We start from the raw sequence: 12,339 nt of genomic DNA, 5'->3' as shown, positions 1-12,339 counted from the left end.
TACAATACTAAGAAAAACAAAAAACCATGAGGTAAGACATGACTATCGAAGCACGCCAAACTCCGCGAAACCCATCCTTTGCTGGGTATTGTATCGAATGGAGGCTCTCCGGCATCGTTATTGCTGTCACAAGGCTTTCTAGTCCAGCAACTGAAGCGCTTCGAGCTCACTTTGAAGAAACGGATGAGGTTGTTGATACCAGCCCAAATCTATCAGCGCTGCGCTGATAGATACTCGTCTATTTGTACATAGATTAGTCGCCCAATGGCTGTGGGCCGGTTCTGCCGTGGTAAGCCGTCAATGATGCGCGAATTCGCCGGAGATTCTCTTTCGTTTCGTCAGTCATCTCTTGCGCCACGGTCATGGCTAATGCGTCAACAATGGCGAGGTGGGCATATCGCGAGGCTGTAGGCTTGTAGATGTCACTGTCCTCAGGCAACTCCGTGAGAAGAGCAATTTTAGATATGCCGGACAGCCTTGTATTGGGCTTTGTGATACAGATTGTGGTCGCGCCATAACCATTAGCGACTTCGGTCGCACTTACGATAGCGTCGGCCTCACCACTCGCCGAAACAAGGAAGAGTACGTCTTCGGTTCCGAGCGCGGCAGCACGCATTTGTAGAGCATAGCTGTCATTTACAAAGAATGACGGAATCCCAAGTCTAAAAAACCGGTTGGAAGCTTCCTGGGCGACGAGCGAAGAGCCCCCGCCTATTCCTGAGAACAGGATTTGTCGTCGACCCAGGCAAGCGTTCTTCGCTTCTTCGAGTTTCGCCGTATCGATTTGACCGCGCATAACATCTAGGGTCGCAAACAAAGCCCCAAGAACTTGGTCAATCGCGGTATCTGCGTCAGGGCTTTCGTCATCGGCGTTTCTATACAGATATTGTACGCTGACAGCGACGTTCTGGGCTAGGCGGAGTTTGAAATCTCGAAATCCTTCGCAGCCGAGGCTGCGGCAGAACCGAACCACGGTTGGCTTGCTGACCGAGCAGCGTTGCGCGAGATCCCCGATGGTCATGGCGCTGATTTCGTTGAGGTGGTCCTTTACATAATCGGCGACCTTCTGCTCCTGAACTGCCAGTTTGGTTTCTGAATTGTGCAGTGCCGGAATCAAATCGACTGCTCCAATTCTGCCCTTAAGTGGAGGGGCACTACCATCTGATATGGGGCGAGATTCGTTCGGCAAGCCGGTAGATTCCTTATGACTGGTCATGAAACTTAGTTACATGCATTGATGTATGTGGGCAAGAAATTCGTCGTGAGATCCCCTCTTTACGGCGCTTAACGAAACTAAGTTACATTTTTTCGTTGATATCTCATCAAGCATCACGCATTGTGTAACCAAGTTACAGATTCGGATCCTGGGGAGGAATACGAATGTCGGACTGGTTCGCCAGCGCAAGTTCAAGGATAAATTCAGTCGTTGAAGGCATTGTCGCAGCTTTGATGCTGTCTCTGGTTCTGGATGTCTGGCTTGGCGTAATTGACCGTTATTATTTTCACTGGCAACTCCCGTGGCCAGAAGTGTTGGCCCGCTATCTGATGATCTGGGCTGCGTTGCTCGCGGTCTCATCTGGTATTGCGCGCAGAGATCACATCGGTCTCACGGCATTCGTCATGATGCTCCCAATTCGCTTGCGGCGAACTCTTCTTATCGCGATGGATGTATTGGCGTTGGCTTTATTTTTATATGTTGCGTTCTTTGGTATCAGTTTCGTGGAAAGCGGAGCGCCAAGGCAGGCAATGATATTTGGGGCAAGCCTTGCTCCGTTCTATGCAGCCATTCCCGTCGCAGCGGCCTTGTCATCTGTGCAGCTGATACTTGTCCTGTTTCGTGACTTGGGTACGCACATTGACGAACCGCCCTTTGCTGTAAAGGCGGAGGAAACACTGTGATTGTCGCAATCGTATTTGTTGCACTCATTCTGTTTGGAATGCCTATTGGTTTTGCTATTGGCCTTGCTGGCGTTGTTGGGTTGATCGAAATGGGAGGAACGCAGTTTCTTGCGATTGGTCCCAGTAAGATATTCAACGGCCTCAACATCTTTCCCTTTCTCGCCATGCCGTTCTTCATTCTGGCCGGTGAGATCATGAATGATATCGGGATCACCAGTCGTTTGGTGAAACTTGCGCAGGTTTTGGTCGGACGGTTTCGGGGTGGGCTGGCCCATACTAACATGTTGGCGTCAGTGTTCTTTGCCGGATTAACAGGCTCGGCGACAGCGGACGCGGCGGCCTTTGGCCGGACGCTTGTGCCAGCAATGGTGAAAGAGGGCTACAAGCGCGACTATGCCTGCGCGGTCACGGCCGCGGGGTCCATCATCGGCCCGACCATTCCGCCATCGGGGCTAATGGTTGTCTACGGGTCTCTAATGGGCGTTTCCATTGCCGGCCTGTTCGCGGCCGGAGTTCTGCCAGGCCTGGTGATCTGCATGGTCTGCATGGCGGTGATCGCAATTGGTGGCAAACGGGAAAACCTACCCAAAGCGTTGCGCGGAGCGACCCCGAGCGAGATCTGGGAAACGTTCGTTTCCTCTCTGACCGCCCTAGCGATGCCTGTGATCATTCTGGGTGGCATCCTGGGCGGTATCGTCACCCCGACGGAGGCAGCATCGATTGCCGTGGCCTATGCCATGTTCATCGGGGTTTTCGTCTATCGTTCCCTGACCTTCAAAAGTTTCTACGCGATGCTGGTGCGTACCGCGCGTATCACCGGGGTAATCTTCGTAATAATCGCCTTTGCCGGAATCCTTGGTTGGTGGATGAGCTTTGAACGCATTCCGCAACTGATTGCCGAAACCGTTCTTGGGCTTTCTGACAACCGGTATGCCGTAATCGCGATCATCATTGGTTTGCTTCTGATTGTCGGCATGGTGATGGACATCACAGCCATTCTGATCATCCTTGCACCTGTCCTAGTGCCGCTGACAGAGCAAGTCGGACTGGAGCCGGTTCACGCCGGCATCATATTTGTGCTGGCTCTGAACATCTCACTGATGACGCCACCGGTGGGTGCTTGCCTGTTTGTTCTGTCCTCCGTGACCGGCGAAAAGCTGGAACGGATTTCAATCAAACTGTTCCCGTTTCTAATAGCAGAAATTGCGATCCTTTTCGTCTTTGCTTTCTGGGAGAACGCAGCGCTTTGGCTTCCCCGGATGTTGGGCTTTGCCCAGTAGTTTCGCCACAAAAACCAAACCAACAGGAGAAGTATTATGAAAAAAATTCTGACAGGTGCGGCGCTGACCGCGACCATGCTTGCTGGCAGCGCATTGGCCGAAGGTGGGGTGATAAAATTTGGCCACGACAACAAAACTGACCCGTTTGAAAACCCAGCTCATGCCTGCACGGCAGTCTTTGCAAATCTTGTAAACTCAGGCACCAATGGCAGTGTTTCGGTTGAGGTCTTCGGGTCCAACCAATTGGGCTCCGCAGCAGAACACGTTCAACAGATGCGGGACGGGATCATTCAAGCAACCTTGACCTCAACTGGTGCGTTGGCCAGCTACTACCCGCGTATCGACGTGCTAAATCTGCCCTTTGCCTTTAACGGCAACGCATCAACTTACGAGGTCTTTGATGGCGAATTCGGTGAGGCGCTGGCCGCTGATATCGAGGCAGAGATGGGCGATGTTGTGGTTCTGGGCTTCCCGGACACCGGTGGTTTCTTTGCGGTAACTAACTCGCAACGCCCCATCGCGGACTTGAAGGATTTTGATGGCATTCGCATTCGCACTATGACCTTGCCGTCACATCAGAAGATTATTCAGGCGTTGGGTGCGGAAGCCTATCCACTGTCTTGGGGTGAAGTGTATTCCGGGCTGCAAACCGGAGTGATTGACGGTCAGATGAATCCTGTACCGATCATTTCGTTCGCTAATTTTGCAGAGGTTCAGCAATACATGACGCTGACCAATCACTTGTTCTCACCCTACACCTTCATGTTAAATCGTGCCTTCTATGAAAGCCTGTCAGAGGCAGAGCAAGCGACGATCCGCACAGCCGCCGAAAACTGCGTGACGGCCAGCCGTGGCTTGTCGCGTATCATTGAGGCGTCAGATCGCGGCCTTGCGGGTTTGATGGATCAGATTGAGGTCACTGCTCTAACTGACGAACAGAGAAGCTCCATGGCAGCTGCAACGCAGCCCGCATTTGAAGCACATGTTCAGGAGAACCTGGATGAAAAGGCGGCAGAGTTACTGACAAGCTTCAAAGCTGCGGTGGAGAACGCCAACAACGCGTCCTACCTCGATTGATCCTCCCTGACTGCTAGAACCAACTGGCAGCACAACTCGTCGGAGACCAACTTTTGGTCTCCGACCCCAGCAACAAATTGGATTGAACATGCGGGTCTTCTGTGCGTCCCTCGCAACCGAAACGAACACTTTTTCTCCCCTGCGCACGGACTTTTCCGATTTTGAGCAGAGCTTTTATGCACCTCCCGGCAAGCACCCCGAAACCCCAACGCTTTGCAGTGCCGTATTTCCTGCATTGAGGAAAAGGGCGCAGTCGAATGAGCTGGAGTTGATTGAGGGAACCGCCACATGGGCAGAGCCAGGCGGATTGTTGAATCGCGAGACATGGGCACGCTTGAAACAAGAGGTGCTGGACCAGGTGACAGCTGCAATGCCTCTGGATGGCGTTGTTCTAGGTCTGCATGGGGCGATGATCTCCGAGGATTGTCTGGATTGCGAAGGCGATTTGATCGAAGCAATTCGAGCAATTGTCGGGCCGGAATCTGTTATCGGAGCGAGCTTCGATCCTCACAGCCACCTCAGCGACAGACGAGTAACCAATGCTGACGTGATCACTGTGTTCAAAGAGTTTCCACATACTGACTTTGTTGAAGCAGGAGAGGCCTGTGTCGACCTGACGTTGAGAACCATCAAGGGCGAAATCCGGCCCGTCACTTCGGTTTTTGACGTGCGCATGTTGGATATTCTGCCGACCAGTCAGGAACCTATGCGCGGGTTTGTCGATCAACTGAAGCAGATGGAGGCAAATGGTGAGGTTCTCTCTGCTTCCGTCATTCATGGATTCATGGCCGGAGATTCTCCGGACCTTGGCGCTAAGGTTGTCGTTCTGACCGACGATGACCAGCCCAAGGCGGATTGCTTGGCTCAGAAACTGGGGGCTGAACTGTTTTCCTTCCGCGGGCAGACAAAGCCAAACTACCTGTCGCCCAATAAAGCACTGAGAGAGGCAAACAAAGCAATACATGGGCCAGTGGTCGTAGCGGACGTTTGGGACAATCCCGGTGGAGGCGTGGCGGGGGATTCAACGCTCATTATTGAGGAAGCTATTGCTCAGAAGCTCACATCCGTAGCATTCGGCACGATTTGGGATCCTATGGCGGTTCGCCTTTGCCATGCAGCCGGTGAAGGCGCAGTGTTCGACCTTCGCTTTGGCGGTAAAACATCGGCTCTGGCGGGGAAGCCAATTGACGCTACGGTTACGGTAGTTCGAAACCAGCGCAATGCGGTTCAGAGTTTTGGTGCATCCGTTGTTCCGATGGGGGACTGCTCTGTCATACGTTTGGGTGGGATCGAGGTTGTTCTGAATTCAAACCGCAGTCAGGCATTTTCGCCAGACCTGTTCACGAACCTTGGCATCGACATCACCGACAAAAAGATATTGGTCGTAAAGTCCACAAACCACTTCCACGGCGCATTCTCCGACGTTGCTTCCAAAATTATCTATGCCGCCGTCGAAGGCCCCTATCCGAATGATCCCACCAAAACACCCTACAAAAACCTGACACGTCCAATTTGGCCCATCGTCAATAACCCTCACAAGGAGGTTGTGGAATGATTTTTCCCGATATCGACACACCGGCTGTCCTGGTCGATCTGGATATCGCCGAGGCGAACATCGACCGTTTTCAGGGGTATTGTGCGAAACACGGACTTAGCGTTCGACCGCACATCAAAACACACAAACTGCCCATGCTGGCGCGACGGCAGTTAGAGGCTGGTGCCATTGGCATTACCTGCCAGAAAATTAGTGAGGCCGAGGCAATGATTGCTGAAGGTGGCATTGATGATGTGCTGATCACCTTTAACATCTTCGGTAAGGCCAAGCTGGCTCGTTTGCGTGCCCTCTCGGAAAAGGTGAGATTGTCTGTTGTCGCGGACAACACCGATATTGTTGACGGCTTAGCACGGTTTTTTGCGGATGCATCTAACCCGCTCGGAGTGTTGGTTGAATGTGACACGGGCGCGGAACGATGTGGCGTAACCACGCCTGAGCAGGCAAGGGACCTCGCGCGCTACATCGATGTCCAACCGGGCGTCTCGTTTCTCGGTCTCATGACCTACCCTCCTGTAGGACAGGAGGCGAAGGTTCAGGAATGGCTCACCCAGGCCAAACATGAAATTAAAGAGATCGGGCTGCCAGTACACGTCGTTTCCCACGGTGGTTCACCGGGCATGTGGCAGGTCCAAGATGTTCCGATTGCAACGGAATATCGGATTGGCACCTACATCTATAACGACCGTTCATTACAGGCTCGGGGTATCTGTACCTGGGAGGATTGTGCGTTGAGCGTTCTTGCTACGGTGATCTCAGTCCCCGCCGACAATCGTGCCGTCATAGATGCGGGATCAAAAGTGCTGACTTCAGACTTGTTGGGATTGGAAGGCCACGGACACGTGTTAGGTCGACCGGACATTTTGGTCCAGAGCCTATCAGAAGAACACGGTGTGCTGAAGGCTGCCAATATCAATCTGAGGGTCGGAGATCGTATCCGGATCATTCCAAACCATGCCTGTGTGGTCACCAATATGGTGGATCAGATCAAAACCATTCGCGGAGACAGCGCGCTGGGGTCCGTTCCCGTCGCAGCACGGGGCAAGATTCAGTAAACAGCGTAGACTTCGCCAATGACTGATGACGGCGACGGGTATCAACAAGGTGCGATATGACTGACCTCATATGTTTAGGGGAACCCCTGTTCGAGTTGACCGCTTGCCCCGATGGCTCGTTCAAGGGTGGGTTCGGTGGCGACGTTTCCAACGTCGCCGTCGCAGCCGCGAGACAGGGGGCGAAAGTTGTTTTGACCACACGCATCGGTGGCGATCAATTTGGTGAGAAGCTCAGGGGGCTGTGGTCCAGGGAGGGTGTAAACCACGAACATGTGGAAACCGCTTCTGGCGAAGATACCGGGCTGTATTTTGTTTTTCATAATGATGACGGGCACCATTTCGTCTATCGTAGGAAAGGCTCTGCCGCGAGTCGGATGCTACCGGCTCAGGTTCCAGATGATGTGATCCCCAATGCCGGGATGTTCTATACTTCTGGAATCAGCTTGGGGGTAAGTCCTGAATTACAGTCAGCGACCCAACATGCAATCCAAACCGCGCAAGCGTCAGGTATTCCAATTGCCTTCGACCCCAATTTACGCACGGCTCTTTGGCCGTTGGACAAGGCGCGACAGATTACCCACGAAGCAATGCGCAAATGCAGCATTGCCTTGCCAGGGCTCGATGATGCCCGCCAATTAACGGGTATTCACAGCCCTGAGGAAATCATCAGCTTCTACCATGATCTGGGTGCAGACGTTGTGGCGCTTTCACTTGGAGCGGACGGCGTATCCGTGTCTGAAGGGCAAGGCATACACACTATTCCCGGTGTAGTGGTTCAAGCGGTTGACGCCACCGGTGCCGGAGATTGCTTCAACGGAATATTCCTGTCTGCCTACCTGAAAAGCAAAGATGTCCTGAAATCAGCTGAGCTTGCGAACCGGGGAGCAGCTCGATCAACCACGGGCTATGGCGCCGTGGATCCAATTCCTTACGGAATAATCTAACAGTAGGAAGGCACTTCAATGACTGAGAAAAAGATCGCGCGTTTGGGCGATGACAGAACCGGAGCAGGCGGGCAGCCGCTTCCCTTTGCACCTGCGGTAAGAGCCGGAGATTTTGTATTCATATCCGGACAGGTTGCGATGAAAGAAAACGGCGAAATCGAAGCGGGCGGTATTGAGGCGCAAACCAGGAAAACGATGGAAAACCTGATAGCAGCTCTTGCACTGGCTGACTGCACCCTGGATGACATAGCAAAAGTTGGTGTCTGGCTGGATGATCCCCGCGACTTTTGGACGTTCAACCGGGTCTATGCGACCTATTTTCCCAACGGAGGCCCGGCGCGCTCCACAGTCCGATCACAAATTATGGTAGACGCCAAGGTCGAGATCGATGCGGTCGTATACAAACCGCTTGGATAATCCACCCGATCCTCGCACTAATTGTATAGAGTTGGCGTTCTTCGCCAGCCTATTTTCTTTTAATTGAACAGAGCAACATTCTAGAAGGGCGTTTCTGTGACGTTCAGGGGTAAAGGGGACGTTAAGAGTTGAGAAAGAAATGGTCGGTTTGTCCGCGTCCTGTGAATTCGCCAACAAAACCTCGAAGGTCTGCAATCGACCCGAACCCGACGAATGCAAATGCAGCAGTCAAATAGAACGGGAACGGCAGGAAAGGGCTCCTAACACCGGCCGGTGATAGCCGCAGGAATTGACGGCAGCGATTGTATTGCCAACGCTTCCCTTGTTGGGGATAAAGAAAAAGACCAAACTGCAGTCGAGCGATCTGTGACCGCCGCAATAGTGAATTGGCTGGAGAGCAATCCATGAGCAAGTATAAGCTTGGAGACAAATCAAAGGGCATTTGCTCGACGTGCGAGGAGGTTGTTTCGACCACTTTTGCGCACCGGGATGTGTCGCTCGATGATGAATCCGCGACAGTGCCGGGCATTCTTGCGGGTGTCTGTGATCAGTGTGACACCGTTGTGTCCATCCCAGGTCAGTCTACCCCTGAAATCAAACGGGTCATGGACCAGGCTCGGACCTGATTTACTGGATAATTCGGTGTTTGAAGCCGGGGCCCCTACCCCGGTTTTTCTGTAAAGTCTTTATAAAGTAAATACTTCCAAAAACATTTGGGAAGATAAGATTTTCCAAAGTCTTTCTAAATTAAACTTTTCCGAAAACCTTTTGGAATACTTTCCTTTCAGAGCCAGTGATTGCTCAGATGTCTATTTTTGAAGGGAAATTTTTATGCCGACCATCAGTTTTTGTTCACCAAAAGGAGGGTGTGGGAAGAGCACATCATGCATTCTTCTTGCTCTCGAAATCGCCCGTCGTGGCCTGTCCGTCATCATTATCGACAGTGACCCCAAAGGCTGGCTCAGCTCATGGGCTGCCATCAAAGAGCTGCCCAAGGGCATTCAGGTCCGTCAGGCTGCACAGGACGAGCTGACGGAGGCTGCAATGGATGCAGCAGAGGCCGCCGATTATGTACTTGTTGATGTGGAGGGCTCTGACGATGCCTCGATCATTGATGCAATCATGGTGTCCGATCTGGTGATCGTGCCCAGCCAGGCATCCCGCCCGGACGCTCTCGGTGCCGTCCAGACACTCAAACAAGTCCGTCGCCGTTCGCGTCTGCTGAATAAGGATATCCCCGCACGAGTATTGATGACTTTCACGGAAGCTGGAGCGGTCGAATTCCGGATCACCGGTGAGGTCAAAAATATCTTGGAGGAGGCTGGTGCACCCATCATGTCTGTGCAGCTCGCCTACCGGCCGATCTTCAAGAGCATGGTGACTTTTGGCGGTGACTACATGGATCTTCCCAAGAAACTCCAGGGCAGTTCGCCAGTATCCGCACGTGAGAACGTGGGCGTCCTCGCCCATGAAATTTCAGAGCTGCTGAAGGCCCAATTTACGGCCGCTTACTGGGCAGGTAGTACTATCGGGCGGGCGATAGAAATTGCACGGCCAACAAACGGCTCAGATCAGACGCGTATATGAACAGTCCAGCATCACCACGACGGCGACCTTAGTTTTCACCCTGGATGGTTCAATTTGAACATCTTGAGAGCACCACCGCGCGGCAGTGCAAGATTTTGCAATGGGGATAGTGGTTCAGTAAACTAGGTTAGGTGCAAAATGTTCTGGAAGCTACTGAACCATTCTAGTGGAAATATTCCACACTTGTGGATGTGAAATGTTCCACCACGAGGAAAAATAACAGGCTACCAAGAAATAACACCGTGTTGGTTTCGATAGAAGTAAGAATGATAGCCAGTTTTTTTCACTCTGATCCTCCCTACGGTGTAGATTAGAAACAACCAAAGGCATTTCAGTATTTTCCCGGCGCTTAGAAAGTGGAGGAATACACCATAACATGCTATTTTATAATCTAAAAAATTAAACATTAGGCTAATCCTAATGTTTGGTGAGGAAGTCAGTTATTAGAAGGATCGCGCTGCCCGTATATACCTGAGTGGAATTTCGCAATGCTAGGGGAGGCGCAATTGTCTGACAAGGTAAATATCGCGATCGACGTGCGGGATGCAGTAAAACGCTACGGCGATTTTACGGCGCTCAAGACGATCTCGCTGTCGATCATGGACAATGAGTTCTTTACACTCCTTGGCCCGTCTGGGTGCGGCAAGACAACTCTCCTGCGAATGATTGCCGGTTTCGAGGCCGTAACCGAAGGTGCCATCTACCTCTATGGTGATGAGATCGAGAACCTGCCGCCCAACAAACGCCCAGTGAATACGGTTTTCCAGAACTATGCGCTATTTCCGCATATGACCATTCTGGACAACGTGGCGTTCGGATTGGAAATGCGGGGCAAATCGAAATCCGAGGCACGAAAGAAATCAGGTGAGATGCTGGAACTGGTGCAGCTTTCCCAGTTCTCGGCACGTAAGCCCAGCCAGTTGTCGGGTGGTCAGCAGCAGCGTGTTGCACTTGCCCGGGCTCTGGCACCGCAACCCAAGGTTCTATTGCTGGATGAACCATTATCTGCGCTGGACCTAAAACTGCGCAAGGCGATGCAACTGGAGTTGAAGCACCTGCAGCGCGAAACCGGGATCACCTTTATCTTTGTCACCCACGATCAGGAAGAGGCCCTGACAATGTCTGACAGGATCGCGGTCATGTCGGCAGGCGAGTTGCAGCAGCTCGGTGCACCAACCGATATCTATGAGCGTCCGCACAACATGTTCGTGGCGGATTTTATCGGCGAAACGAACCTTTTGGAGGTCTCTGTCGATGGTATTGATAACGGCCGCGCAACCTGCCATCTGGGCGGTGGGCATGAGTTGACTTGCAACGCCGTCGACGGGGTCGGCGTTGGGTCCAAGGTCCACATGTCGATCCGCCCCGAACGTTTGTATATGTCCGCCGAGCCGGTTGAGACCGAAGGCCTGCACGGGCGCGTCAAAGACAACATCTTTGTCGGCACCGACATCACCACAATAGTGCATCTGGACGAGGGTCCTGATTTTGTCGTGCGTACGTCGAATTCAGAGCGCGGCAACAAGCGTATCTTCGAGCCGGGTGCCGAAATGTTTGTCAACATGGAGCTGGGGGCCGCGCGCCTCCTGGTGGACTGATGGCGGCGGGTGCAGCAAGCGGCGGCAGAGCAACGACAGACACCTACAAAGAGGCTCGTACGTGGCTGTTGTTGCCTGCATGGGTGACACTGTCCATTTTGGTGCTCGCTCCGGTGCTCATGATGCTGATCTACTCTTTCCTGACGAAAGAGTTCCGCGGTGGTGTGGTCTGGGAATTCTCTCTGGCTGCCTACGATCAATTCTTCTTTGATCGCGGCTTGTTCGGGGATGAGCCCCCCAAGATTGAGTGGACCTATATCACTATTTTCTGGCGCTCGATCTGGCAGGCGGCGGCGGCAACGCTGCTGAGCCTCGCGATCGGGTTTCCAACCGCCTATTTCATTGCGACCCGGTCCGAGAACATGCGTCCGGTCTGGGTATTCCTGATCACCATCCCGTATTGGGTGAACCTGCTGATCCGGACCGTGTCGATGAAATTCTTGCTGCGGGATCAGGGGCCGCTCAATGATTTTCTGATGAATATCGGCCTGATTGACAGCCCCCTGCACATTGTGAATACGAACTTCGCGGTGCAGCTGGGCCTGTTCTATTCGTACTTGCCCTTCATGGTGTTGCCGATTTATGCGGCGGTGGAACGCTATAACTTTGCCCTGTCCGAGGCAGCGGCGGACCTTTACGCGTCGAAATGGACGACGCTGCGGCGGATCCTGCTTCCTGCGGTCAAACCTGGCGTGTTTGCGGGCTGCATTCTGGTCTTTGTCCCTTCGATGGGATCGTTCCTTGCACCTGACCTTCTAGGTGGCGCCAAGAATTTCATGATCGGTTCGCTGATCGAAGAACAGTTCAAGGGCAATGCTGGCAACTGGCCGTTCGGAGCGGCGGCATCGATGGTCTTGCTGACGATGGTGCTGATCATTCTGATGTTCTCGGCCCGGCAACAAGCCAAAGCCGACAAGGCGGGGGGCTGAT

General features: G+C 52.9%; 13 protein-coding genes. 12 read left to right on the top strand and 1 reads right to left on the bottom strand.

The genetic code is table 11. The features are described from left to right. Positions 1–38: 38 nt before the first annotated feature. Positions 39–227, top strand: coding sequence for a hypothetical protein (locus AC2FIB_RS07735; protein ID WP_496841895.1), 189 nt, complete (start codon positions 39–41; stop codon positions 225–227). A gap of 26 nt (positions 228–253) precedes the next feature. On the opposite strand, the gene AC2FIB_RS07730 is transcribed toward AC2FIB_RS07735, so the two are convergent. Further along, complete coding sequence (locus tag AC2FIB_RS07730; protein ID WP_496841894.1) at positions 254–1,117, bottom strand: MurR/RpiR family transcriptional regulator; 864 nt, start codon at positions 1,115–1,117, stop codon at positions 254–256. A 263-nt stretch (positions 1,118–1,380) separates the two neighbouring features. Between AC2FIB_RS07730 and AC2FIB_RS07725 the strand changes: the two genes are divergently transcribed. From AC2FIB_RS07725 to AC2FIB_RS07675, 11 genes are all read left to right on the top strand, one after another. Further along, positions 1,381–1,899 (top strand): TRAP transporter small permease, encoded by a 519-nt coding sequence (locus AC2FIB_RS07725; protein WP_299888153.1) that lies wholly within the window; start codon positions 1,381–1,383, stop codon positions 1,897–1,899. Next, positions 1,896–3,179, top strand: a complete 1,284-nt coding sequence (locus AC2FIB_RS07720) for a TRAP transporter large permease (RefSeq protein ID WP_496841892.1) — start codon at positions 1,896–1,898, stop codon at positions 3,177–3,179. The genes AC2FIB_RS07725 and AC2FIB_RS07720 overlap by 4 nt, the downstream gene beginning before the upstream one ends. Before the next feature lie 36 nt (positions 3,180–3,215). After that, positions 3,216–4,256 (top strand): TRAP transporter substrate-binding protein, encoded by a 1,041-nt coding sequence (locus tag AC2FIB_RS07715; protein ID WP_496841891.1) that lies wholly within the window; start codon positions 3,216–3,218, stop codon positions 4,254–4,256. 88 nt (positions 4,257–4,344) lie between these two features. After that, complete coding sequence (locus tag AC2FIB_RS07710) at positions 4,345–5,811, top strand: M81 family metallopeptidase (RefSeq protein ID WP_299888145.1); 1,467 nt, start codon at positions 4,345–4,347, stop codon at positions 5,809–5,811. After that, positions 5,808–6,863 (top strand): D-TA family PLP-dependent enzyme, encoded by a 1,056-nt coding sequence (locus tag AC2FIB_RS07705; RefSeq protein WP_496841890.1) that lies wholly within the window; start codon positions 5,808–5,810, stop codon positions 6,861–6,863. Before AC2FIB_RS07710 ends, AC2FIB_RS07705 begins: the two co-directional genes overlap by 4 nt. Positions 6,864–6,919: 56 nt before the next feature. Then, positions 6,920–7,807 (top strand): sugar kinase, encoded by an 888-nt coding sequence (locus AC2FIB_RS07700; protein WP_496841889.1) that lies wholly within the window; start codon positions 6,920–6,922, stop codon positions 7,805–7,807. A gap of 18 nt (positions 7,808–7,825) precedes the next feature. After that, a complete protein-coding gene (locus tag AC2FIB_RS07695) occupies positions 7,826–8,224 on the top strand; it encodes a RidA family protein (protein WP_496841888.1) in 399 nt (132 codons plus the stop codon). Positions 8,225–8,628: 404 nt separating this feature from the next. Continuing rightward, positions 8,629–8,850 carry a hypothetical protein gene (locus tag AC2FIB_RS07690; protein ID WP_496841887.1) on the top strand — a complete coding sequence of 74 codons (222 nt, stop codon included), beginning with the start codon at positions 8,629–8,631 and terminating at the stop codon, positions 8,848–8,850. 205 nt (positions 8,851–9,055) lie between these two features. Then, entirely contained in the window at positions 9,056–9,811 is a 756-nt protein-coding gene (locus tag AC2FIB_RS07685; protein ID WP_496841886.1) for an AAA family ATPase, read from the top strand. 488 nt (positions 9,812–10,299) lie between these two features. Beyond that, a complete protein-coding gene (locus tag AC2FIB_RS07680) occupies positions 10,300–11,409 on the top strand; it encodes an ABC transporter ATP-binding protein (protein ID WP_496841885.1) in 1,110 nt (369 codons plus the stop codon). After that, on the top strand, positions 11,409–12,338 hold the full coding sequence (locus tag AC2FIB_RS07675) for an ABC transporter permease (RefSeq protein WP_496841883.1): 930 nt from the start codon (positions 11,409–11,411) through the stop codon (positions 12,336–12,338). The genes AC2FIB_RS07680 and AC2FIB_RS07675 overlap by 1 nt, the downstream gene beginning before the upstream one ends. The last annotated feature ends 1 nt before the right edge of the window (position 12,339 follow it).

It is taken from the genome of Ruegeria sp. YTSA072 (assembly GCF_059610285.1).
This window is presented reverse-complemented; position numbering and strand designations above follow the sequence as displayed.